The sequence below is a fragment of the Wolbachia endosymbiont (group A) of Phasia obesa genome (genome assembly GCF_964028125.1).
Lineage (GTDB): Bacteria > Pseudomonadota > Alphaproteobacteria > Rickettsiales > Anaplasmataceae > Wolbachia > Wolbachia pipientis.
In genome coordinates, this window is record NZ_OZ034764.1 from 386195 (window position 1) to 411288 (window position 25094).

The 25094-nt window shown below is 35.3% G+C and carries 18 protein-coding genes and 1 pseudogene; 10 read left to right on the plus strand and 9 right to left on the minus strand.

Annotation, left to right across the window (positions count from 1 at the left end):
* The first annotated feature begins 755 nt into the window (after positions 1–755).
* A pseudogene (locus tag ABWU29_RS01980) lies at positions 756–1636 on the plus strand (IS110 family transposase).
* 290 nt (positions 1637–1926) lie between these two features.
* Here the strand turns inward: ABWU29_RS01980 and ABWU29_RS01985 are convergent.
* On the minus strand, positions 1927–4590 hold the full coding sequence (locus ABWU29_RS01985) for a PD-(D/E)XK nuclease family protein (RefSeq protein ID WP_174516936.1): 2664 nt from the start codon (positions 4588–4590) through the stop codon (positions 1927–1929).
* A gap of 99 nt (positions 4591–4689) precedes the next feature.
* Here ABWU29_RS01985 and ABWU29_RS01990 point away from each other — a divergent pair, with 99 nt between their 5' ends.
* The 5 genes from ABWU29_RS01990 to ABWU29_RS02010 all read left to right on the plus strand — a co-directional run bounded on the left by ABWU29_RS01990 (position 4690) and on the right by ABWU29_RS02010 (position 13267).
* On the plus strand, positions 4690–7704 hold the full coding sequence (locus ABWU29_RS01990; RefSeq protein WP_141457253.1) for an AIR synthase-related protein: 3015 nt from the start codon (positions 4690–4692) through the stop codon (positions 7702–7704).
* A gap of 95 nt (positions 7705–7799) precedes the next feature.
* On the plus strand, positions 7800–8312 hold the full coding sequence (locus tag ABWU29_RS01995; RefSeq protein ID WP_015589273.1) for a hypothetical protein: 513 nt from the start codon (positions 7800–7802) through the stop codon (positions 8310–8312).
* Positions 8313–8946: 634 nt separating this feature from the next.
* The gene (gene uvrA / locus ABWU29_RS02000; protein ID WP_141457255.1) at positions 8947–11742 is read left to right on the plus strand and encodes an excinuclease ABC subunit UvrA; all 2796 of its coding nucleotides are present in this window, start codon (positions 8947–8949) and stop codon (positions 11740–11742) included.
* A 54-nt stretch (positions 11743–11796) separates the two neighbouring features.
* Positions 11797–12441 carry a hypothetical protein gene (locus tag ABWU29_RS02005; protein ID WP_141457257.1) on the plus strand — a complete coding sequence of 215 codons (645 nt, stop codon included), beginning with the start codon at positions 11797–11799 and terminating at the stop codon, positions 12439–12441.
* Between the two features lie 115 nt (positions 12442–12556).
* Positions 12557–13267: a ComF family protein gene (locus ABWU29_RS02010; protein ID WP_015589276.1), complete on the plus strand. Its 711-nt coding sequence runs from the start codon at positions 12557–12559 to the stop codon at positions 13265–13267.
* Here the strand turns inward: ABWU29_RS02010 and ABWU29_RS02015 are convergent.
* The 5 genes from ABWU29_RS02015 to ABWU29_RS02035 form a co-directional block, all read right to left on the minus strand.
* Positions 13238–14683, minus strand: a complete 1446-nt coding sequence (locus ABWU29_RS02015) for a Mur ligase family protein (protein ID WP_015589277.1) — start codon at positions 14681–14683, stop codon at positions 13238–13240. The genes ABWU29_RS02010 and ABWU29_RS02015 overlap by 30 nt on opposite strands.
* The gene (metC, locus tag ABWU29_RS02020) at positions 14658–15899 is read right to left on the minus strand and encodes a cystathionine beta-lyase (protein WP_012673299.1); all 1242 of its coding nucleotides are present in this window, start codon (positions 15897–15899) and stop codon (positions 14658–14660) included. Before metC ends, ABWU29_RS02015 begins: the two co-directional genes overlap by 26 nt.
* Positions 15900–15906: 7 nt before the next feature.
* On the minus strand, positions 15907–16191 hold the full coding sequence (locus ABWU29_RS02025; RefSeq protein WP_007549117.1) for a BolA family protein: 285 nt from the start codon (positions 16189–16191) through the stop codon (positions 15907–15909).
* Between the two features lie 70 nt (positions 16192–16261).
* Positions 16262–18184, minus strand: coding sequence for a molecular chaperone DnaK (gene dnaK / locus ABWU29_RS02030; protein ID WP_012673300.1), 1923 nt, complete (start codon positions 18182–18184; stop codon positions 16262–16264).
* A gap of 86 nt (positions 18185–18270) precedes the next feature.
* Positions 18271–20043, minus strand: coding sequence for a ribonuclease E/G (locus ABWU29_RS02035; protein WP_007549119.1), 1773 nt, complete (start codon positions 20041–20043; stop codon positions 18271–18273).
* A gap of 149 nt (positions 20044–20192) precedes the next feature.
* Between ABWU29_RS02035 and rpmG the strand changes: the two genes are divergently transcribed.
* Positions 20193–20393, plus strand: a complete 201-nt coding sequence (rpmG, locus tag ABWU29_RS02040) for a 50S ribosomal protein L33 (RefSeq protein ID WP_015589280.1) — start codon at positions 20193–20195, stop codon at positions 20391–20393.
* 25 nt (positions 20394–20418) lie between these two features.
* The gene (locus tag ABWU29_RS02045) at positions 20419–20694 is read left to right on the plus strand and encodes a helix-turn-helix domain-containing protein (protein ID WP_010082632.1); all 276 of its coding nucleotides are present in this window, start codon (positions 20419–20421) and stop codon (positions 20692–20694) included.
* A gap of 56 nt (positions 20695–20750) precedes the next feature.
* Here the strand turns inward: ABWU29_RS02045 and ABWU29_RS02050 are convergent, their stop codons facing one another.
* Positions 20751–21632 (minus strand): zinc ABC transporter substrate-binding protein, encoded by an 882-nt coding sequence (locus ABWU29_RS02050; RefSeq protein WP_012673303.1) that lies wholly within the window; start codon positions 21630–21632, stop codon positions 20751–20753.
* Between ABWU29_RS02050 and ABWU29_RS02055 the strand changes: the two genes are divergently transcribed.
* Positions 21624–22364 carry a metal ABC transporter ATP-binding protein gene (locus ABWU29_RS02055; protein WP_015589282.1) on the plus strand — a complete coding sequence of 247 codons (741 nt, stop codon included), beginning with the start codon at positions 21624–21626 and terminating at the stop codon, positions 22362–22364. The genes ABWU29_RS02050 and ABWU29_RS02055 overlap by 9 nt on opposite strands.
* The gene (gene ubiB / locus ABWU29_RS02060; protein WP_012673305.1) at positions 22361–23791 is read left to right on the plus strand and encodes a 2-polyprenylphenol 6-hydroxylase; all 1431 of its coding nucleotides are present in this window, start codon (positions 22361–22363) and stop codon (positions 23789–23791) included. The genes ABWU29_RS02055 and ubiB overlap by 4 nt, the downstream gene beginning before the upstream one ends.
* A 416-nt stretch (positions 23792–24207) precedes the next feature.
* On the opposite strand, the gene ABWU29_RS02065 is transcribed toward ubiB, so the two are convergent.
* Positions 24208–24543 (minus strand): transposase, encoded by a 336-nt coding sequence (locus ABWU29_RS02065; RefSeq protein ID WP_049973597.1) that lies wholly within the window; start codon positions 24541–24543, stop codon positions 24208–24210.
* A gap of 167 nt (positions 24544–24710) precedes the next feature.
* Positions 24711–25058: an IS630 transposase-related protein gene (locus ABWU29_RS02070; RefSeq protein WP_022626382.1), complete on the minus strand. Its 348-nt coding sequence runs from the start codon at positions 25056–25058 to the stop codon at positions 24711–24713.
* Positions 25059–25094 lie beyond the last annotated feature (36 nt).

Here is a 25094-nt window from a genome sequence, read left to right on the forward strand (position 1 = left end):
ATTGTATTTGCTTTCGCCAATCTGCAGATTAAAAGGTAAGGATTACTTAATGTATCGGCGTCTTATGTTCAATTTTTTGCAGTATATAGATACTGTATGTCTTTACAAAACTTCATCTACATCTAGATTTTTATCTAAATAAGCTGAACGCGCTTATAAAGCGTTAGAAGACATCAAAAAATGCCAATACTCGACAGAGATAGTAAAAGAATAGCTAACTCGGGGATTCTTTGTCTTTTTTTCTGCTTAGTAAATTTCTTAAACATTTGCAGCGTAGGTTAGTTGCAATTAAAAGCAGCTAAATCTTGCTTGTCAAGCGTTTAAAACATAAAAAACGCCAATATTTTAAAGCAGATAATAACCCCAGGGCTTCTTTTGCCTTTTTTTTTATTTGGTAAATTTCTTAATATTTATGGCTAAACGACAACCGTCATCCCGCTACGTGTTAGCGGGATCTATTGCCGAGATACCGCGAATGAATCGCGGTATGACGGTTCGTGGCGGCGTGACGATAAGCTCGTCATCCCGCTACGTGTTAGCGGCTAAGAGATACCGCGGCGGCTGTAAGTTAAAAATATGTTATAAAAGAAACAAGAGGGAACTACTCACTATAGGAATAGCGGGCGTGTGCGACCGACGCGGCGTTGACAACCGTTTATATCAAGGCTATCCCTCGATACGTTTGAATAGTTGCATGGGACATATGTATGCACCCGTTTACAATCTTAAATCAATAAACTATCGAGGTTATTAATATGGTTACATCTTATCAAAATTTTATTGGTATTGACATCGGAAAATTTAAAAATGTTATTGCGGTTCACACACAGAAGAGTGTTGTCGAATTTGATAATAATGCTTCTGGTTGGCAACAATTGTTTAAAAAGTTTTCAGATATCTTACCTAATTCTTTAGTAACTTTAGAAAATACAGGAAATTGGTTTATCGCATTTTCTTATTGACAAGAATATCGCTGTACATCGAGCTAATACCCGTAAAGTAAAAAGCTTCATCTTGTCACACGGAACTTTAGCAAAGTCCGATAAATCAGATGCAAGGGCTCTTGCTCAATATGCGTCATGGAACTCTCTCTCCCCACTTCTGAAAAACAATCAACCTTGGTTGCACTTTGTCAACGTCGTGATGACATTACGCAAATGAGAACTCAGGAAAAATGTAGAATGGAAGCACCTGAAAACGACCATATAAAAGAAAGTTGTCAAAAAACTATCGGATTCTTTAATAGTCAAATAGATGAACTCAATAATACTATACAAAAAATTATTGATGAAAGCCGTGAGTTACAACAACGTCAAAAAATCCTTAAAACAGTTCCTGGAAAAGTTATCTCAAGACTTTCTGTGTTTAATGCCAGAGCTTGGCTACTTAAACAGAAAAGAAGTAGCAAGTCTTGCTGGCGCATCCAAAAGAAAGTGGAAAAGCTATTGGTTATCGAAGAATAACAGGCGGTAGAAGCAATGTTCGTACTAACGGCTGCAATGGCTGCTCAAATCTGCACTTGGTGCATTTTATTCCAAGCTCATTGAAAGTGGTAAGAAGAAGATGGTAAGCTCTAATGCGTAAAATTATGGTTATTGCTAATGCCAGGCTTAAAGAAGCAGTTAATATGAATTAAAAAAATCTGCATAGGAAATAAGTTAACGAATATGTGCGTCCACACACACTTAAAGCACAAACCATAAAATCTAAGCAGTAACTGTTGTTTGATATAAAATTTTTCTATGATAAATTAGGGTGTTTATTGTCAAAAATGCATTTTCTAATTGAATAAAAATACAAAATTATAAACAAGAGTTGTAATAAAACTAAATTCAAAAAATTTAAAAAAAACATAGTTGATATGACGGTTCGTGGCGGTATGACGGTTCGCGGTGATCCCAGTGTCAGCTACTCGGATGACACCATTTACAACCACTCTCCTACCCTTTCTAGCTGTTTATAGCTGTTAAATCTCAGGAATTTATCAAAATATGGAGAGGCAATAAAGGGTGTGGAATTACTTAAATAATTAGATAAAAAACCAGGCAGATCATTTTTTAATTCTTGCATTTTGTATCTATAATTTTGTATAGAAATAACTTTTATTTTATCATAATCAAGTTTCCAATAAGCAAGTTCTGAGACTTCTCTTTTTGTTATATGTTCTACCGCTAAGGCTTGTAAAATTAATTGCGGAAAAAATCCCGACATTACTTCTTCATTGGAAGGTGGTGTACCAAGCTTATAGTCTATAATTGCCACTTGCCCACTTGGTAGATACTCAACTCTATCACATCTTGCTGTCAGTGAAATTTCTTGTGGCCTATTTGTCATCCCAGCAGTTTCATACTGATCACAAGAACCAGCATCACGCACTGGAATATGAAATATCGGACAGGAAAAGCTCTTTTCCAACTCAACATAGTTGCTTCGAGTTTCATCAAGTTCGACAAAAGATTGAATTACCCTCTGTAGTCTTATCCACCACATATTTGAAAAATTAAACTGACTAGTCGAGAATGTTTCTCGTGCAATGCTCATTGGCGACTTTTTGTTGCGTAAATATCTTGCAAGAATGTTGTGCACCATAGTGCCAAATTCCAACATCGATGGCTTAAAATTCAAGTCTCTTAATTGTTTAAGGCCCAGTATATATTCAACGTAAAATGAATAAGGATTACGAATTAGCTTTTCTATTGCACTGCAAGACATCACCTGCATTTTTTCTTTTCTAACTTCGGTTTGAGGTTTTGGCATAGGCTGAGTACATGGAACAGTACATTCAGGCGTATTTAATATCCTTAGCCAATCACGATAAGGATATTTTGACCCCTGTAACATAATTTCCAAACGCTGCAATAGAATTGGTTTTCTATGGCTTAGCGATCTTGTAATATAAACCTTACTTGCACAAAACAAATTGTGTAAAGTATAAAAAAAATACCCCTGCTCTTCTTGCGCAGAAGGAAGACTAAATTTTTCTCTCGTAAGTGCATTCAAAAGCGGACTTTGAAAGCTTGGCGCTTCATTAAACCCAGCGAGTATTACAACCTTGTTGTGATATAAGCTGAATTTATTTAAGTCATTTGCTACAGAGAAAAACTCTTTCTCTAAAAATAAGGTCAGAATTTGGTTATATAACTCTAAGGAGCACTTAATTTCTACACCCTCACATGCATTCAAGAAATTACAGGTGAAATTACCTATTTCACCATTTAGCTCTGAAAAATTTATACCAGATAGCATATTAACACACTGCAAATGAGTTGCCACCACATCAGAAATAGGGCAATTTATAATGTTAAGCAAAGGATTAAATACAACCTCTAACTTACTGATAATAAGTAATATATCTTCTTTATGTTTTAGCTTTTTATGGGCATTGATAGCATTTATAATATCGCTCAGGCCATTTGTACTAAAGTTGCGTAATACCTCTATTTCAAATTCAGATAAAATCCGAGTGTACTCTTCTTGAGTGTAACCAAAAGTCACTAGCCTATGTTTAAGGAGCGAAAGTAATGACACACTGCTCCAATTTGAGGTCAAAACTTCGATACTATAAAGCAGAAGCGTTATATAAGGGTAATTTTCCGGTATGGCACTGTGTTGCCTTGATAAACATGCTATACGAGCTGCAAGTAATTTATCAAAGACGACCAAAGAAATGTTTTCATAACCTTCATTTTCTATAATTAATGATGTCACTTGTGCTTCTTCCTCTCTGGAATCACAAGTGATGACTTCAATATTGCCAACATGTCCACTACTAACTTTGCTTAGATCGGCAGTTGTATCAAAGACATAGTCAGTTATTTCATTCTCTATAGTGTTCAAGCAGCTAACATCCCTTCTATCTACATTTAAATAATCGAGCAGATCTTTCAGACAATATTGATAGTGTTTTTTATCAAGCAATTTCCAGTCTTTCTCTTTAATTTTCAAATTCAGGTTAGGCAAAATTATTTTTCCAAATGGCAGGTCATATATAGCCTTAATTAACGACTTATCCTTTCCAATTCCAACAAAGATTATATATTGGTCTTTTTGTAAAGAGATTATCATATTGTTTATGTAATCACTCTTATGTTTTAATATATCTACTACTTCTAAACCTTTTAAAGTTTTACTCCAAGTCTCAGTGAGTAAGCTTATGAAATTCTCTATTTTTTTTGAATGCTCATTAAATTGATCATAATCCGTTGTTTGGGTAGATTGAATTTTATCAAGCAGTGATGGCAGGCTATAAGCTAAATCAACTGGGAAATTGTCGTTATTTTTTCTATTCCATTCCAATATGAATTGAATGAGTAGCAGCGTCCTTTTTATTGGACTTATAACTTTAACTCTATCAAGATTTAATATTAAATCTTCCTCATCAATGTTCTCTAGCGAAACTATCTCTGGCAAAATTATGCATTTTTCAGCGTTATAATTCTTGAATGCATTGAGTAACGCTATCACATCCCTCTTGCAAGGAAGTATGACCTTTATCTCGGGAATTTTTTCTCTTTCATATTCAGAAAATATGTGCTGAACCAGCACATCAAAAAGGGATTCATCCACATTAACGGTAAAAACTCTTCCCACTAACAGTAACAATTAATACAATATTTTATTGTATAGAAATTATTCAAAATATAAACGTGCTTGTATGCTATTATATATTAAAATTTTTTATAACATTACATGGCAAACATTAGAATAGAAGTTTTAAATAAATGCGAGCAAATTGGATGCAGATGGTTAGTCAACGTTTACTCGATTTACATACGCAAAGGATTACCATCCAAATTATATGAAGAAATTTGCGGGCTATTTTATAATAAAGTCATACAAGACTGCCGTTATTATTCCTACAATGAAAACCTTGAAGAAGTTCCGTATGATTTCATAGAACCACAAGCAAAGTGGGGCTTGGAAATAAGCTTCTTACCTGGCATGACCGATAATGTAGGCAACACAGCGAAACAAATTGTTAGAGAATATTTAATAAACAAGGACTACATTGATGAAAATGTTTGTATAAAAGCAAGAAGTTCAAAATTGATTCTAAGTCAAGCAACTGAAGATGATATAAAGCAAGAATTCAACCCTATCACTGAGTATTGCACGCTTGTTTATAAAGAAAACGGCAATTACTATTGGAGGCATTACGGTAAGTTAAAAGGCGTCATCCCAGTGCTTGACTACTTGGATCCAGAAAATTTCAAGCAATTGTATAATGAAAACTGGATTCCAGTGTCAAGCACTGGAATGACAGAGGGGGAAACAGGAATGACAAAAGAGAGCACTGGAGTGATATCAAGTAGTAATGGGGCTAAGTCTGTTAACCTAAATGTAAGTGACCAAGAACTTGAGAAAATCAGCAGAGATGGAATCGATGGTAATGGCACTTTAGGGCTCTCTCTGGCAGCAATGAAAGCTATAAAGGATTACTTTAAAAAACTTAATAGAAATCCATATGATATTGAACTTGAGTCTCTGGCACAGACTTGGTCTGAACATTGTAAGCACAATATCTTTTGCTCTCCCATTGATGAAATAAAAGATGGCCTATACGCACATTATATCAAGCGTGCAACGCGTGAGATAAATTCTGACATATGTGTGTCAGTTTTCTCTGACAACGCAGGAGGAATAATTTTTGATGACGATTACTTGATTGTAGATAAAGTTGAAACCCACAATAGCCCTTCAGCTCTTGATCCATTTGGTGGAGCAATGACCGGAGTGCTTGGAGTTAATCGTGATGTAGTTGGTTTCGGGAAAGGCGCGGAGCCTATAATGAATACCTATTACTTTTGCTTTGCCAAAGAAGCAAAAGGCAAATTTTATAGGGATAAAGAGCGCACTGATGAGATCTTACCGCCAAAATATATAATGAAAAAAGTGATCCATGGTGTTAATGTTGCTGGTAATTGCTCTGGTATTCCAACACAACTTGGATCGGTATATTTTGACGATAGATTTTGTGGCAAGCCGCTGGTTTTTGTTGGCAGTGTCGGAATTATTCCGCGCAACATAAATAACGCACCTTCACACATTAAAGGACCAAAAAATGGCGATAAAATCGTAATTATTGGTGGAAGAGTTGGAAGGGACGGAATTCACGGCGCAACGTTTTCCTCAGAGGCTTTGTCGGGAAACAGCCCTTCAACAATTGTGCAAATTGGTGACCCCATAACACAAAAAAAACTATCCAATGCCGTCATAAAAGCAAGAGATCTTGGTCTTTATAATGCAATAACGGATAACGGAGCAGGTGGTCTATCATCGTCTATTGGTGAAATGGGAAAAGACGGATTTGAAGTTGATTTGAGCAAGGTTCTCCTTAAAAACGATGGTATGGCTTCGTGGGAAATATGGATATCAGAATCACAAGAGAGAATGACCTTAGCAGTGCCAGAAGAAAATCTTCCTATGTTTAAGCAAATTATGAAAAAACATGATGTGGAGGTTTGTGTGATTGGAGAGTTCAATGAGAGTGGTAAAGCTGTTGTTAAATGTCCTGAAGGGAAAGTAATAATGGACATCGAAACTGAATTTCTGCATGACGGTAATCCTAAAATGCATTTACAGACAAAGCCGTGGACTGGAGAGTGGATAGCTACTTGCATGACACCAGACCGAGCTTCTGAGCTCCCACTTAGTTCAATAGATGTTGAACTAAAAGAAATGCTGAGCAGACCAAACATATGCAGTAAAGAGTTCATAGTGGTGCAATATGACCATGAGGTTCAAGGGTCGTCAGTGCTGAAACCACTGCAGGGCAAGGGAAGAGTGTGCAGTGAAGCTATTGTTTCAAGGCCAATCCTTTCTTCAAATAAAGGTGTTGTAAAATCGCAAGGGTTTGGCTCGAGTTATGGGGAAATTGACACTTACCATATGGCAGCATGTGCGATCGACACTGCCATACGTAACTATGTAGCCGCAGGAGGAAATATAGACCATCTAGCGTTGCTCGATAACTTTTGCTGGTGTGACGCTTATAATCCAGAAAGGCTATGGCAGCTAAAGAGAGCTGCAGAGGCTTGTTATGATTACGCAACCGCATTTAAAGCACCATTCATATCCGGAAAAGATAGTATGTTTAACGACTTTAAGGGATATGATGAAAATGGCGAGAAAGTGATGATATCTGCACCACCTTCATTACTCATTTCAGCAATTGGAATTATAGAAAATATTGAAAATGCGGTATCGCTTGATGTGAAAATGCCGGGAGACTTAATATACGTGCTTGGAGAAACACTTGATGAACTTGGTAGATCTGAATATCAGTTATATAGTGGAATAGGTAATAACAACGTACCAAAAGTTGATGCAAAGAGCGCTAGGAAGTTGTATGAGCGTTACAACCAAGCAATAAAAGATGGCATAATTGCCTCTGCAATTGCACCAAACTTAGGCGGATTAGTTATTGCTCTGGCAAAATCGCTAATTGCAGGAGACCTTGGTGCTGAAATCGATCTTTCACTAGTGCCAATAGGAAAAATACAAAATACAGACATAATAAACAAGATAATAATGTTTTCTGAATCGCAAAGTAGAATTTTGGTTACTATTGCACCACAAAATCAGAAGAGGTTTGAAGAATTGTTTGAAGGTGCAGTTTATTCATGTATTGGCAAAGTAACAGAGAAAAAGGTGCTAAACATAAAGGATGTTTTAAAAGTAGATCTGAAAGATGTGGCATGCTAATATAAAATATTTTTCTTATTATGCTAAATAACTCTTTTACTATATGTAATGTTTATTTAGAATGAATGTATGTTATTAATTTTGGGTAGGTAATTATGTCTATTTTATCGATACTCCTGTTTATCAGTCTTTCTTTACTCAACACTTCAAATAAATTGATGATATGTGCTGCCTTATTTGTGGGAGCTGCTTTAGTTGTAAATTCAATGGTTGAATTTTATGGCAGAAGCAAAGCTACGTACAACTTAATAGTGTGTATAGCGCTATGTTGTGTTTTTAAATGGCAAAGTTTTAATTTGATGATATTGATTTCATATACTGCAATTTTAGTATCTCTTCTCTCAAGCATAATTATTTTTGAAAAATTGAAGTCCAAGTTGAATTTTCATATGGCAAATTTCATTACTTTAATTATAGCATCAGTGGTTGATAGTGCCGTTGTATGTGTTGGATTACTATACAAATTTTCTGCAGGTAAATGCTTATCAATATACATTAGAGATTTAATTTTTAAGTTTTCTTATGTGTCAGTATTGAGCATCTGCTTGTTTGTAGGAATGTATTTATTTTGCTTGGCGAACAAGAAGTATTTTAAGATTTCCACATAACCTGTTTTCTGATATAGCTAAACTGACTTTGGGTCCTGGGGGTGTATTTGGTGGTCCTAATACGTAACAACAGTTTAGAATTTATAGGTAGCCTAAACCCACAACTGTACAAACACTATGATTTGAGCCTATCAGGGGGGTGTCATTCCAGTGCCCAGACACTGGAATCCAGAAAAAAGAATGGTGTCATCCCAGTGCTTGACACATAGCTGTACGAACATTCATTTTTGAAGGTAAATTGCACAGCAAATGGTGTCATTCCAGTCTGGAATCCAGAAATTTTGCTTATAACTGAGCTGATGAGCTAAAGGTAGTTGTCTTACGCTAAAACAAACGTTTTTAATTAAGTTGCATAGAACCAGTGTCTGGGCACTGGCCCACTGGTGGGAATTGCTCCTAAACTACAACGTTCGTACAGCTATGTGCTTGACACTGGGATGACATCATAGGGACACTGGCCTACTTAACCGTCATACCGTCGCGGTATCTCAGCCGCTAACAAGTAGCGGAATGACGATTTATCAAACGCTGCTTAATTTTCCGTAACAGTTGAAAAAATCAATAGAAAATCAATATATCACTATAAATTCACGTATTTTGAGGCTATAATGGTTAATACGCTATATGGTATAATATGGACGATTTTATCAGAGTTAAGGGCGCAAGGGAACATAATCTGCAAGGTGTAGACGTCAATATACCGAAAAATAAGCTAGTTGTTATAACTGGGCTAAGTGGTTCTGGCAAGTCTAGCCTTGCATTTGATACGATTTATGCAGAAGGCCAACGCCGGTACGTTGAAAGCCTGTCAGCTTACGCGCGTCAATTTCTCAACATTCAGGATAAACCAGATGTTGAGTCGATTACAGGTCTCTCTCCTGCAATATCTATCAACCAGAAATCGATCTCAAAAAATCCAAGGTCAACAGTTGGAACTGTTACCGAAATTTACGATTACTTGCGCTTAGTATATGCACGAATAGGAGTTCCTTATTCACCTGCAACTGGATTACCAATAACAAAACAAACGGTGTCTCAAATTGTAGATACTATAATTGCGTTACCTTTAGAAACTAAGATATATATACTTGCCCCTGTTGTGCGTGGTAGAAAGGGAGAACATCTTAAAGAGATATTGGAAATTAAAAGACAAGGTTACGTAAGGTTCAAAATAGATGGTGAAGTGTACAATGTAGATGACTTGCCTAAACTCGATAAGAACAAGAAACACGACATTTTTGTGGTTGCAGATAGAATATCAATATTGGGCGATATAGGAAATCGACTGCCAAGTAGTATAGAATCCGCACTAAAACTTGGTAATGGTCTAATGTATGTAGAAATAGTAAACCTACCTGACAACCATCATTCCGAGTATAAAAATGGTCAAATTCTGACTTTTTCAGAGAATTTTGCATGCCCCGAGTCTGGTTTCACTCTTGAGGAAATAGAACCAAGATTATTTTCTTTTAACAGCCCTTACGGTGCATGTGGTTCGTGTAATGGGCTTGGTAAAAAGCTGGCTATTGATGTGAAGCTGATAGTGCCAGATGAAACTCTTTCAATATCTGAAGGCGCTTTAAAGCCAGTGGGATCAATGTTCCGTCAAGTGCACACAGGTTATGGATTTTTAAAAAGTGCAATTCTATCACTGGCTGAAAATTGTAAATTTAGCCTTGATGTTCCGTGGAAGAACATAGATCAAGAAGTAAAAGATATGATACTCTTTGGCTTCGGTAAATTTCAAGGTTTGGTCAGTATCTTAGAAAACCAGATGGATTATGATGAAACGCTTGTTGAGCGATATTGCTCTGTTACTCACTGCAGAGAATGCACTGGCTATAGATTGAGAAAAGAAGCGCTTACAGTAAAAATTGATAGCAAACATATAGGTGAAATATCAGGGCTTAGTATCGATGAATCCCTTAAGTGGTTTGAAAATTTGCCAGACAAGCTCACAGAACAACAGAAGCAAATCTCAAATAAAATACTAAGTGAAATAATCAAGAGGCTAACATTTTTAAAGAATGTAGGGTTGAATTACCTAACGCTTGATCGAGAATCTAGCACTCTCTCTGGCGGCGAGAGTCAGAGGATCAGACTTGCTTCGCAAATTGGCTCAGGATTAACGGGGGTTTTATATGTTCTTGATGAACCCTCGATTGGCCTTCATCAATGTGATAATGATCGGTTAATTGCCACACTAAAAAACTTAAGAGACATGGGTAACACTGTAATCGTTGTTGAGCATGATGAAGATACAATAATGGCTGCTGATTATGCGATTGATATTGGTCCTGGAGCTGGCGTAAATGGTGGAAAAGTTGTTGCAGAAGGAACACCAGACCAGGTGCAAAGAAATTCGGGGAGCATAACAGGGCAATATTTGAGTGGAGAGAAAAAAATTTTAATTCCAAGGAGAAGAAAGCAAGCAACTCAGTTCATAAAAGTAATAAATGCATGTGAAAATAACTTAAAAAATGTGAACGTTAAATTTCCTATAGGGAATCTTATTTGTGTTACTGGAATATCAGGAGGGGGAAAATCAAGTTTAGTCATAGAAACGTTATATAAATATTCAGCACATAAGATACATCATTCGTCTGCAAGGTATGGTCAGTGTGATAGAATAGAAGGCCTTGAATATATAGATAAAGTTATAGAAGTTGATCAGTCGCCAATTGGTAGAACTCCTGCGTCAAATCCAGCAACATATGTTGGTATGTTCACTCATATAAGAAATTGGTTTGCAGGTCTTTCGGAGTCAAAAGCAAGGGGATATAATATAGGCCGGTTTTCATTTAATACCAGAGGGGGAAGGTGTGAGGCTTGTAAAGGTGATGGGCACTTAAAGATAGAGATGCATTTTCTACCGGACGTTTATGTGAAGTGTGAGCAATGTAAAGGGCGAAGGTATAATCGGGAAACATTGGAAGTTACTTATAAAGAAAAATCAATCTCTGATGTGCTTGATATGACGATAGATCAAGCTTGTGTTTTTTTTGAAAACCTTCCAATGGTAAAAGAAAAGTTGGTTTCTTTGCAGGAAGTGGGACTTGGCTATATAAAACTCGGACAGTCGTCAACAACGTTGTCTGGGGGGGAAGCACAACGAATAAAGCTATCTAAAGAGCTATCAAAACGATTTACCGGAAGAACATTGTATATTCTTGATGAACCAACAACTGGATTACACTTTGAAGATATAAATAACTTACTAAAAATACTCCATAGATTAGTCGATCTGGGAAACACTGTTATAGTTATCGAGCACAATTTGCACGTTATAAAAACTGCAGATTATATAATAGACATCGGACCAGAGGGCGGAATAAAAGGCGGAGAAGTGATTGCTACTGGAACTCCAGAAGAAGTGGTAAAAATTCCAGAAAGTGTTACAGGCAGGTATCTTAAAACATATTTATTATAAACTATTTCTTAATCATTATTGACTATGTTGCATATTTATGATTTGGAGAGGGTAATGTCAGTATATCGATACTTTAAAAGGTACGTTGAATATGGAGTTGTACCTGCTAAGAGAGCAGAAGATTGCACACTAGTTCCAGAAAGTAGTTTCTATAAGTCCGTACATTACGTTGATAATGTGCTAGGACCTGTGAAAGATGTAATTTGTGGAGTTGAGAGTAAAGATGATTATAACAAGTATTATAAAAACAATGATAATTGTGAATACGTGGGTTACAGAGCAGAGAAAGTGTATTCATTGTGTGCACTGAGTGCTATTTTAGCAGCCAACATAATATTGCAACCTTTATTTTTGATAGTGGCATGTTTGTCATACTTTCCAGTCAAGTTATTGTCAAAAATAACAGGGGACTATTGTTTTAAAACGGATACAAAATCATTCGTTAATTATTCAAACATATTTTTAGAAATGGGGCAAGATTGTGCTAATGCAGTAGCTAGAGTATTTAACAAGATTGTAAGTTATGCTTGCGCTGCTATCATTTGGGCTGCCGCGTCAATCATAACGCCACTTGTGTGGGCTTGTGACAAAGTGCAAAGTAAGTTGAGTGAAGTACAGAAGCCAGAAAAACATCAATTTTTATCTAAGGATAATTCAAAGACTACTTCAGTCAATGGTATACCACAAACTGAGTTATAAGTTCTGCTTTTCAGCAGCATGAACTATATTGAAATGGAATAAAAAGTGAAAGAGTGTAAGCTTAAGTTACTTTAGCTATACTATATAAATTATTTTATAATATATTTAATGAGTTGTGAACCTTCTCTTACTAAAAAAAGCTACAAATCTCATATTTCCAAGCGTATGCGTAAGTTGCGAATGTATCATTGATGAAAATCTTAATCTGTGTAGTGAATGCAACAAAAAAATCAATTTTCTAACTAAGCATTACTGCAATGTTTGTGGCGTAGTAATCTCAGACAATATTTATACGTGTGGTAAGTGCATCATCAATCCTCCACCGTTTAAAGTATTAAGATCAGTTTTTGCTTATGATCAACATAGTAAAAACATGATTATAAATTTCAAATTTTTTGATAATTTGAATTACGTAAAAATCTATGCAAAGTGGATACACCAAGCTAATCAGGATACGTTTCAGAACGCAGAGGTCGTAATTCCTATACCGTTACATAAAATGCGTTTGTTTAAACGTAAATATAATCAAGCAGCACTGCTTGCAAAAGAGTTGACTAAGTTATCCAATTTATCCTATACGCCATTTGCAATAAAACGTCCTCGCCATACTATCCCTCAGGCTGGTCTTTCACTTAAGCAGCGTGAAAAAAATTTAAAGAAGGCTTTTAGCATAAGCAACAAGAAAATTATCGAAAATAAAATCGTGATATTAGTTGACGACGTAGTAACAACTGGAGCAACTGTAAGGTCCTGCTCTCAAGAAATTTTAAATTCTGGTGCAAGAGAAGTGAGAGTGCTATCGCTTGCAAGAACGGTAGCATGTTAAAACGTGATTTTTAATAACCTCAACATCACTGAATTCAAAAGTTTGGCCGCTCACGATTTGGTATCCTTCATGCCCCTTTCCTGCAACTAGCAGAATCATACCCTCATTATAGGCAATATCTACTCCTTTCTCTATAGCTTCTCTTCTATCTTCTATCTCTAGCGCATCAGGGCAATGTAGTAAAATACCACGACGAATTTCTGCAGGATTCTCATCACGCGGATTGTCATCCGTGATTATCACTTTGTCTGCATATATTTGTGCTACTTTACCCATTTCTGCGCGTTTTGTTTGATCACGATTGCCACCGCATCCAAAAACTAGAACTATTTTTTTATTGAAGTGCCATTTTAAAGACAATAGGGCTTGTTTAAGCGCACTTGGAGTATGAGCGTAATCCACGAATGCAAAAGGTTTCACTTTCTCCATTCTTCCTGACGGGAAAATGAGTTTATCCACACATATTTCTCTGTAATTTAATCCAGATATACCAATTGCACATAGCAGATTATATGCTTGAAATTTTCCTAAAACTGGGAAAAATGTATTGTAAATTTGGTTATCAACTTTTACTGTAAGGTATTGACCACTTGGAGTTGGTATTTGCTCTAATAAAGTAATATCAGAGCCTTTTTTTCCATAAGTCACAACTTTATTACTGCGTTTTTCAGCTATTTTAAGCAATGCGCCGTATTCATCTATATCCGCATTTAAAATCGCTGTTTTTCCTTCTGGTAATACTTCGTAAAATAACCTTTTTTTAGTTTCTAAATATCCACCAAGACTTTTATGGTAATCTAAATGATCTTGCGAGAAATTAGTAAAAGCTGCAGCACTCAACTTTAATCCATGGATTCTGTATTGATCAATCCCATGACTTGATGATTCCAACACTAAGTGTTCTACACTTATACCACGCAATGTTGCGTAAAGGTCTTCTGCACCTGGAGTGGTAAGGCTGTTGCTATTACCTTTTCTGCCATTATTGATGCATGTTCCAAGTGTTCCAATAGACGCAGCATTATAGCCAGAGTTTTGCCAGATCTGGCGGCAAAATTCTACTACTGAAGTCTTGCCATTTGTGCCTGTTACAGCAGCAACATATTTTGGCTGTTTGAATTGATAAAACCTGCTGACTATTTCGCTGTATATTTCTTGAGGGTTTGGGTGGAAGATACAGATTCCAGCATCACGCGTTGGAATGATACCAAGGCTTGAAGCTTCTGTTATGCAATCACTTGCAATTATCGCTTTAGCTCCACAAGATAATATCTGATCTATGTAAATCCTATCCCTTTCTGACACACAAACAAAAAGATAACCTTCCTTGATTTTCTTGGGATTACATGTGACGCCTTTGATTTCAATATCAAAGTTAACATCAATAATGTTATGCAGTAATTCTCTCAGTTTCATGTCCTACTTCATCGTTTTGAAAGTCTAAACATGGTAACCTTTTTAGTGCGTCATTAAGGTCAAAGATTAAATCTTCAGGATCTTCCAGTCCACAAAATATCCGTATAAAACTTCCACCATAATCTGAATTCATTACAGATCTTGACATAGATCTACGATCTATTGGTAATATCAAACTGTCGCACCCTCCCCAAGAAGCACCGATACCAAAAATTTTCATGTGATCAACCATGCAGCTTAGTTCTTCACATGAATATTCTCTACCCAATACTATACTGAATACGCCGCTTGCTCCTTTAAAGTAACTTTTCCATAATTCGTGTTGAGGATGGGAGGGAAGTGCTGGATATAAAACCTTTCTAACTTTTTGCTGTGCTTCTAGCCACTTTGCCACTTCCATTGCTGTATTTTGGTACTTTTTCATACGTGTGTGCAGTGTTCTTAGTCCCCTATGTGCAAGATAACAGTCGTGCGATTGAATGGTTACTCCATAATTTTTATAGCTCTCATAAAGCAATTTAAAAATTTCACCTTCAGCAATCATAGTCCCCATCAATAAATCTGAGTGACCGGCTAGATACTTTGTTACCGCATATAGTGCAACATCAATTCCATAATCAAGCGGCTTAAATAACAAAGGAGTGGCCCATGAATTGTCGCAAACGGTTACGATTCCACGTTCTTTAGCAACTTTTACTATATGCTCTATATTCGAAATCTCAAACGTTACAGAACCAGGAGTCTCGATCATTATCAATGAAGTATTACTCTGAATTAAATCAGTTATATCCTGTGTTGGATCATAAAAAGTTACTTCTATTCCCCTGTTTGGTAACTCATTTTCGGCAAATCTCTTGAGTCGGTAATAACTGTTATCCTGAATTAAAACATGAGAACCTGCTTTAGTGAAAGTCAAAATAGCAAAAGTAAGTGCAAATAGTCCGGAAGGAAAAATAAGCGCTTGTCCACTCCCTTCAATTTCAGCCAGTGCATTTGAAAAATAATGAACAGTGGGAGTACCAACATTACTATAGCTGTAATCTCTTGCAACATCATCGTTGATTACATCGTATATACTTTCTCCATTTGCTGCATTTAAGTAGTCCTTGTAAGTAGGGAATAATATGGTAGAAGAATGATAAACTGGCGGGTTCATAGAACCTTTATAGTCCTTAAATTTTCTTCCTGCTTTAACTAATAAAGACTCTTCCTTCACATTTTTATTATTTATTTTTTAAATTGTACTCGTTTTGCGTATACAAGTGAAGAGAAATTGCATGTATTAGCTCTATCTCACTCTTTAATAATTCATAGATCAATTTATGCCTTTTGAGAGTGTTCATTCCGATAAAGCTGTCAGATATCAATATTAGCTTGATATGTGAAGGTAGTGTTGAAGATGAAGCAAAATAATGATCAGCATGCTTTGCTGATTCATCGATAATGTTGATATCAATTACATCTATCGAATCGTGTATCTTTTCTTCTATCGTTTTAATAATATCCATAATGGTTTCTTTAAGCAACAATATGCTCCTCTTGTCATCCCAGTATCAGCTACTTGGATGACAATCGCAATTACTTATTCTCTTCTTTATTATCTATGTCTTGATAATCAGAATCTACTACTTTTTCCTCTTTATCATTTGGATTTCCTTCTGATGAAAAGCCATTTTCAGCACTATTTTGTTGAGATGCTTGATACATAGCTTCTCCAAGTTTCATAGATAATTGAGAAAGATTAGTGACTTTCTGCTGTATTGAATCAGCGTCATCAATGTTATCAGATTTACTAACTTCTTTTAATTCGTTAACTGCATTTTCAATAGCAGATCTATCTTCTGGTGAAACTTTATCACCATACTCTGTCAGAGACTTTTCTGTAGAATGGACTAAGCTATCCGCTTGATTCTTCACTTCAATAAACTTTTTGCGCTTTTCATCTTCTTGCGCTTTTTCTTCAGCTTCTTTTACCATGCGATTTATTTCATCATCAGATAAACCGCCTGAAGATTGAATGCGTATTTTTTGCTCTTTTCCAGTAGCTTTATCTTTTGCAGAAACGTGTGCTATTCCATTTGCATCTATATCAAATGTCACTTCAATTTGTGGCCTTCCGCGCGGAGCAGGAGGTATCCCTTCCAAACTAAACTGACCGAGTAGCTTATTATCAACTGCCAGTTTTCTTTCACCCTGATGCACCTTAATTGTAACAGCTGTTTGGTTATCTTCTGCAGTTGAAAACACCTGAGATTTTTTAGTAGGAATTGTAGTATTACGCTCAATAAGTGGAGTGAATACTCCTCCTAGAGTTTCAATACCAAGAGAAAGTGGGGTCACATCAAGTAGTAACACATCTCTTACATCACCTTGAATGATCCCCGCCTGTATTGCAGCTCCAATTGCTACAACTTCATCAGGGTTAACTCCTCTATGTGGATCTTTGCCAAAGAATTCTTTAACTTTCTCTATGACTTTTGGCATACGAGTCATGCCACCAACAAGAACCACTTCGCCAATTTGACTAGCAGATAAACCAGCATCCTCAAGAGCTTTTTTACAAGGAGCCATAGTTCTTTCGATTAAATCATTCACTAAGCTTTCAAGTTTTGCTCTCGTTAATTTCATATTTAAGTGTTTTGGACCACTTGCATCAGCTGTAATAAACGGTAGATTTATTTCCGTTTCCATTGCACTTGATAATTCAATTTTCGCTTTTTCAGCAGCTTCTTTGATTCTTTGCATAGCCATTGGATCATTTTTCAAATCAATGCCATTACTTTTCTTGAATTCATCTAGTAAATAACTCACTACTCCATTATCAAAGTCTTCACCTCCAAGATGGGTATCACCGTTTGTTGCTTTCACTTCGAAAACTCCATCACCTATTTCAAGTATTGAAACGTCAAATGTACCACCACCAAGGTCATATACTACTATTGTGTGCCCATGTTTCTTATCAAGACCATAAGCAAGTGCTGCAGCAGTCGGTTCATTTACTATTCTGAGTACATTTAATCCGGCAATTTTTCCTGCATCTTTTGTTGCTTGACGTTGAGAGTCGTTGAAGTATGCTGGCACTGTTATCACAGCATCTTTTACTTCCTCTCCAAGATAAGCTTCTGCTGCCTCTTTCATGTTTTGTAGTATAAATGCACCAATTTGACTAGGAGAATATTCTTTATTATCAGTTGTTTTAACCCATGCATCACCACTTTTTGCTGCAAATACTTTGTATGGTACACTTAGATTTTTCATCTCAGGATCACTATATTGACGGCCTATTAATCTCTTAGTAGCAAAAAAGGTATTACTTGCATTGGTGGTTGCTTGCCTTTTTGCTGGAGCACCAATCAACCTTTCTCCTGAAGAAGTCAATGCAACTATAGATGGAGTAGTTCTTGCCCCTTCTTTATTTTCTATTACCTTTGTATCCTTGCCCTGCATTATTGCAACACAAGAATTTGTTGTTCCGAGATCTATGCCTATTGCTCTTCCCATAATGAGTACCCCATTGTAAATATTATCTGATATAAGAATATATAAGTATAGGGCTCATTAATTACAAGCCCAATTTAGGTTTCTAATTAGTTATTAGAACTTAAAAGGCGCGAAAGCCACTTAGTCAGCCAAAAATTGCCTCGTAGTTTATTTGAATTATCAGCTTCTTCATTGCTGCTATCCCCAATTTGGTATCCAGAGTTCTGTAATGGCTTATAACCGTTTAAATTAACATCATCTCCTTGTTTTAAAACAAATGTATTTACATCTAAACTGTTATCAATACTAACGTTCAATGTAATATTAAACTCTTTTTCGATTGTAGAAACTGTATTGCGTTTGTTATTAAAAATGTGCGCTATAACTGCACTGTGTGCTACTAAATCAAAAGACTTATTTCGATTCTTGTTAGCAATATGTTGTAAATCCCTTAGTATTGATGAAACAATTACTTCGTTTGATTTTACTCTTCCAGTACCTTTGCAGTGTAAACACTCTGTAGTATTAATTTCTTGTATGTTTGGTTTAATTCTTTGTCTTGAAAATACCATTAAACCAAAGTCATTTATGTAGCTAAATTGAACTTTAGCTTTATCATCTTTAAACGCTTGCTTTATAGCAGACTCAACAGCTCTGCAATACTGATATTTCAACATATCAATAAAATCGACTACTATTAATCCTGATAGGCCCCTAAGATTCACCTGTCTTGATATTTCAGGTACTGCTTCCATGTTGGTTCTATAAGCTGTTTCTTCTATGCTATCTTCTCCTGTCATCTTTCCTGAATTTACGTCTATTGAAACAAACGCCTCAGTTAAAGTTATTATCAAAGACCCACCAGATGGCAATTCTACTCTATTGCTATATAACTCAGAAATTTGATCTTCGATTCCGTAGTAAGTAAAGATCGGAGCATAACCTCTATACAATCTATAGCGCAACTTACTACCTTTTAGTGCATTGTTAGCATATTGCCTAACTGCCTCAAAAGCTTCCTTTCCAGACACTATAACTTCTATACCATCGCTACAAAAATCACGAACAGATCTCATAATTACATCTGCTTCATTGTAAATTAATGATGGAACGTTTACAGAGAAGGCATTTTTTTGAATGCTCTGCCATAATGAGGATAAGTAATTGTAATCCTGCTCAATTTCTTTCTTATTTTTTCCTGAACCAACAGTTCTTACTATTAAACCTGACCTTTTTGGCAAGTTTATTGAACTCAGTATCTCCTTTAACTGCTTTCTGACATTAGCATCTTCAATTCTGCGAGACACTCCACCTTTACTCATGGAATTTGGCATGAAAACACAGTATCTACCCACTAAAGTTATGTATGTTGTAAATGAAGCTCCTTTATTGCCTCGTTCCTCTTTAGTTAGCTGAACCAATACTTTTTGATTTACTGAAATAACATCTTGTAATTTGTATTTTTTATATAAAGGTACCTCTCTTACAAAACCACTACCTGACTCGTTGACATTCTTACTAGCTGCAGAATCTGAAGAGACATTTGCTATGGTATCGTTCCCTTTTTCTGTATAATCGTCATTTGAGTAGCTCTCAAAGATAGTTTCCTTTTCTTTTTCTGGAATATTGAAGTAATCTAGAGATATCTCGGAAAAAGACAAAAAACCTTGCTTATTTTTTCCATATTCGATAAATACGGCTTGCAAAGAAGGCTCTATACGCTTTATATAAGCAACGTATATATTACCTCTTAATTGTTTTTTTTCCTTGAATTCTTGTTCAAATTCTACAACCTTATTATTAACTGACAAGGCAACTCTTACCTCATTAGAACAGGTGGAATTTTCTATCAATAATAACCTTTTACCACTATTTACCACTTATTTACCGTTTGCTTTTCATTCTGAAGTTAACTTCATGCTACTTAATGCACTGTTGATTGTCAAGAATTTTACGATCTGCATTATTCGGTTGACTTTTAGTGTTTTGCGTAATAAACTCGCATAGAATTTATTATATCATTATAAGTATGGCGAAAAAAAATGCTTCTTTGCTCGTTAAGTTAGTTAGCACTGCAATCAAGACAACAAAAACTGGTGAAGAAAAATCAACAGGTTATTTTTATGTAAAAAAGCGTAATCCAAAAAAGCTTACCAAAAAACTGGAGTTTAGGAAGTATGACCCAGTAGTCAGAAGGCATGTGTTATTTAAAGAAGAAAAACTAAAGTAATTTTTTTATAAGGGATTTTATTATTATGCAAAATTTACAATTAAGTTATCCTATAATAGTAGAGTTGGGGGATGTGAAAGATACAAAACTGAAATTAATAAAGGTCATTGCACAATTAATAAGTAAGAAGTACACAACACAGAAAAAAGCAGCAAACGCTCTAAAGATTGATCAACCTAAAGTATCTCAAATCAATAGGTCAAAAATCGAAGGGTTCTCCTTAGAATACTTGCTTAACTTATTGATTGTATTGGGCCAAGACATAAACGTAAGAATAAAGCATAATTCTAAACCTGCATAATATGTAAAGGACAAATAAATGCAGAACAATAAAACAGTAAGCTAAAAGGGAACTTATTACTCAACAAAACAAGACTTAAAATTTTGTGCAATGTTATTGATTATAGCTAGATATGCATCTTTTCCAGGCTCTATGTCTGATCCAATAGGATCAAGAACTACCATTTTTGCGTCATTAGAAAGAGCATTAGGCTTTATGCTGTCTTCCTGTGAATGAGCAAATATACATTTAACGTTTTCTTCCTTCATTATCTTTTTTAGCTTCATTAAACTCCTCATACCTATGTAAGAATCCTCTTCTATGGAAAGAATGGCACTTGGGTGATTTAAACCAAAATATTTTTCAAAATATTGATAAGCATCGTGAGTGACGATATATTTTTGATTTTTAAAATCATTCAGTTCTTTCATAATTTCTTTTACTTCTTGGTCTATTTTTTTTATAGCTTTTGTTGCATTAGAGTTGTATCGATGGGAATTTTCTTTATCTATGTTAGACAATGTTGCACTTACAGAAAGTATCATGCTCTTTGCATTTTCGGGACTCAGCCAAATGTGTAAATCTTTTTCATCTTTAATGTGAGTAATTTTTCTAGAAAATGAATGTGGCCGAGTAGGAAGTAGGTTGATTGCCTTTGACAATTGCACTAGTTCTTTATTATTTTTGGCGAAAGTTTGAACAAACGTCTCTAAGTTATCGTCAACATAAAATATAACGTCACTTGATTCTAAATTACTCGCATCAGATGGCTTTAATATATAATTATGCGCAGATGTTGCATAGCCAAGCAATTCCGGTTCTAAAATCCCTTCTGTAATAGAAGCTACAAGTGAGTGGATAGGTTTGATTGTAGCTACAACTTTTAAATTGGATGAAAAGGCGATATTATAGTATAGTGTAAATGAAAGTAATAGAAAAAAAGTCAGTAAATGTCTCATATAAACGTTGAGAAGAAGTTAAATTTTGTCAATAAGTTGAATAATGTCAATAATCGTGTTCTAAAAATAGAAAATCTTGCTCTCACATATGATGGTAAAAGAATCCTTGACAATATCAATATGTTCATGGAAAGAGGAGACATAATTACAATACTTGGTCCAAATGGTGGAGGTAAAACCTCTTTAGTGAAAGCAATTGCTGGCATAAATAAAAGCTGTACCGGTAATATCGTATTTGCTGACAACATAAAAATTGGCTATATGCCGCAAAATTTTAGTATTAGTAATTTGATGCCAATAACAGTTGAATATTTCCTTTTAAATAGCTCCTTGAAAAGACTAAAGAAAAATCAATCCATTATTACAGAAACGATAGAGTTGGTTAGTATCGGTAACATTTTGAAGAATCAAGTGTTAGAAATTTCTGCAGGGCAAACACAATTATTGCTACTTGCACGTTGTTTAATTGCAGAGCCTGACTTGATCATTCTAGATGAACCAGTTAGTGCAATGGATATTAACGCGCGGGCTAAATTTTATGATATTATAAATAAAATAGCAAAAAAACGATTGGTATCGATTCTTATGACTTCTCATGATCTTAACTCTGCTCTACCATCCTCAGATTACATAATTTGTATAAATAATACTATCTATTGCCAAGGCAAGCCTGATGAGATTATGAAAAATAGAACCCTAAATGAAATATTTAGCAGTTACGCAGCGAAATGATTCAAAATATTTTGCGTCTTCTGCACATAACTACGGTGCTGACGCGTTACAATATATTACCTTATTTACTTCCACCATCAAAAAAATCAATAAATAAAATACAAGGCCACAAGCTAAAGTGTGCTCTTGAAAAATTAGGTCCGGTGTTCATTAAGTTTGGGCAGTCTATCTCATCACGTACTGATGTTTTAAATGAAGATATAACAAATAACTTGTTATTGATATGTGATAGATTGCCATCATTTTCACATAAAATAGCAGTTAAAACTATAGAAAGTGAGTTTAATTGTAAATTGAGCGACATTTTTTCAAGCTTTTCTGAAAAGCCAATTGCAGCAGCATCGATTTCTCAGGTGCATAGAGCGGTTACAACTGAGGGTAAGGAAGTTGCTGTGAAGGTTTTAAGGCCAAATATTGAGAAAACATTCTCAAGAGATATAAAAATGCTTTCTTGGCTTGCAGAAATTGCAGAAAAATTTAGCGAACAATCAAAAAGGCTGAGGCCAATTGAATTAGTTAAAACTTTTGCTGAAATTTGCCGATTAGAGTTAGATCTACGTTTTGAAGCTGCTCACTCTTCGGAACTAAAGGAAAACACAAAAAATGACAGAGGTTTTTATGTACCTGAAATAGATTGGAATAGAACTGCAAAAAAGGTTTTAACATTAGAATGGATAGAAGCAACGCCAATATACGAAGTTGAAAAACTGAATAATCATAAGCAAATAGCTATCAATCTTATAGAATCGTTTTGTAATCAGGTATACAGGGATTGTTTTTTTCATGCTGATATGCATCCTGGAAATCTAATGGTTGATAGTAATAACAATATTATTGCTCTGGATTGTGGAATCATGGGTAGAATAGATCGTGAGACATGCTATTACGTTATAGAGATACTCAAAGGCTTTTTAAATCGGGATTATGATCACGTTGCAAAAATGCACTTTAAAGCTGGTTACGTTTCATCACAGCATAGAAATTTTGTCACAGCTTGCAGGGCAATAGGTGAACCCATTATTGGGCAGCCTATACAGAAGATTTCATTTGCTAGTTTACTTGCTCAGCTATTAAAAATAACTGGTGATTTTGATATGAAAGTTCAAACACAATTGTTATTGCTGCAGAAAACTATGATTTTACTGGAAGGGACATGTAGAAAGATCTACCCAGAAATCAATATGTGGAAAGTAGTTGAAGCGTGGATAAGCAGTCAACATGAAAGTAAAATAGGGTATAGGGAAAAAATTAGAAGTTCTTATCCTGTAAAAACAATCCAAGGGATATTTAGCCTTATAGAAAAATTGAACCTAATAGCTGATAAAAAATTAGAAAACATCCAAATTAAAAATAAATCAAATGGAAAAGTCTATTTTTTATTGTGGTTTGTAATTATAATTCTAATCGTTAAACTTTTAATTTCTTAAACTATGGGAAAAAACTGCGTCAAATCCAATTTTTATTCAACTTAATTTTTAATCTGCAGGAGCCGAGTTGAGAATGTCCAATTTTCCACTTTCTTTATGTATCTGTTCAGCAGAGTGGCAAAATAAGGTAGACGAGAAAAGACAACTATAGGAACAAATGGGTGTCATGCCAGTGCGTGACACTGGCCTCCTGTTTCAATGTTAAACAAAATACCATAGAATTCAAAAAGACAATTCCTAGAAAATTTCTACATCCAAAAAAGGCATAAGTTATGTTAATGCTGTTTGAATGAGATGATATAAAGATAAGCCAAATTTTTACAAAGAAAACATTTCAAGCAGCAAGACACCTTTGATTGAAAGAGAGCACCAAATTTATGGGGTGAGTAACTGCGCTATTTCAACTATAGTATTTTCTAAAACGAATGATAAACGTCTAAAATGGTATTACCAACTAAAAGGTGTAAGTCTGTACATTGATGCATTAGAGGTCTGAGGCAACTTTTGATGGTGTGCCAACAATGCTCTATCGGATTTAGATCAGGTGAATATGTTGGAAGATAAAGCAAATGACAGCCAAAAGACTCTATTAATGACTTTGTTTTGGGAGTTTTATGGAATGTAGCATTATCCATAACTATGGTTGTATCACGCTGTAATTGTGGAAGTAATCTTCGCTCTAACCATACATTAAATATATCTTTATTACACCCTCCTGTGAAGGTCATTGGTGCAATAAACTTCTCATCCACCTATTATACTCACTCTTTCCCGCTTTTTTCCTGGAACATCAGCATATATTTTTTCTCCTCTTGGAGCTCGTGCATATTCTCGGTATAGTCTATTATCAACTCCTGCTTCATCTATATATAAAATGCTACAGTGGTCTATTTTTGAGACTTTATCGATAAATTGCTGCCTATCTTCTTGATTGCGCTCTTGATAGAATGTGACTTTTTTTAAAGGTTATTTTTAGCTGTCTTAATCTATACCAAATTGCACTTATCCCAAAGCCAAGGTTTTGTTTCATTTCTGCTAGTGTGTGATCTGGGTGTTTTTTGACATATTCTTTGAGTATTTCTGGATCTATTTTTCGAATAAAACCAGTACTTTTTACCGCTTTGAGACCTTGGCCAGTAGCTTTCTTTTTTAGCCATCTATATAGTGTTGCTATCCCTATCTCAAAAACCTCTGCAACTTCAACCTTTGACTTTCCTTTTTCTACCAAAGACACTGCTTTTTCCCTTAAATCTACACTATATACCATCGCTTTCCCTACTTTAAAAAAACATATTATACCTTT

Excerpts from the sequence above, each read along its gene's own strand:
- ABWU29_RS01990 (WP_141457253.1), top strand. The coding sequence starts at position 4,690 with ATGGCAAACATTAGAATAGAAGTTTTAAATAAATGCGAGCAAATTGGA.
- ABWU29_RS01995 (WP_015589273.1), top strand. The coding sequence starts at position 7,800 with ATGTCTATTTTATCGATACTCCTGTTTATCAGTCTTTCTTTACTCAAC.
- uvrA (WP_141457255.1), top strand. The coding sequence starts at position 8,947 with ATGGACGATTTTATCAGAGTTAAGGGCGCAAGGGAACATAATCTGCAA.
- ABWU29_RS02005 (WP_141457257.1), top strand. The coding sequence starts at position 11,797 with ATGTCAGTATATCGATACTTTAAAAGGTACGTTGAATATGGAGTTGTA.
- ABWU29_RS02015 (WP_015589277.1), bottom strand. The coding sequence starts at position 14,683 with ATGAAACTGAGAGAATTACTGCATAACATTATTGATGTTAACTTTGAT.
- ABWU29_RS02025 (WP_007549117.1), bottom strand. The coding sequence starts at position 16,191 with ATGGATATTATTAAAACGATAGAAGAAAAGATACACGATTCGATAGAT.
- dnaK (WP_012673300.1), bottom strand. The coding sequence starts at position 18,184 with ATGGGAAGAGCAATAGGCATAGATCTCGGAACAACAAATTCTTGTGTT.
- rpmG (WP_015589280.1), top strand. The coding sequence starts at position 20,193 with ATGGCGAAAAAAAATGCTTCTTTGCTCGTTAAGTTAGTTAGCACTGCA.
- ABWU29_RS02045 (WP_010082632.1), top strand. The coding sequence starts at position 20,419 with ATGCAAAATTTACAATTAAGTTATCCTATAATAGTAGAGTTGGGGGAT.
- ABWU29_RS02055 (WP_015589282.1), top strand. The coding sequence starts at position 21,624 with ATGTCTCATATAAACGTTGAGAAGAAGTTAAATTTTGTCAATAAGTTG.
- ABWU29_RS02050 (WP_012673303.1), bottom strand. The coding sequence starts at position 21,632 with ATGAGACATTTACTGACTTTTTTTCTATTACTTTCATTTACACTATAC.
- ubiB (WP_012673305.1), top strand. The coding sequence starts at position 22,361 with ATGATTCAAAATATTTTGCGTCTTCTGCACATAACTACGGTGCTGACG.
- ABWU29_RS02070 (WP_022626382.1), bottom strand. The coding sequence starts at position 25,058 with ATGGTATATAGTGTAGATTTAAGGGAAAAAGCAGTGTCTTTGGTAGAA.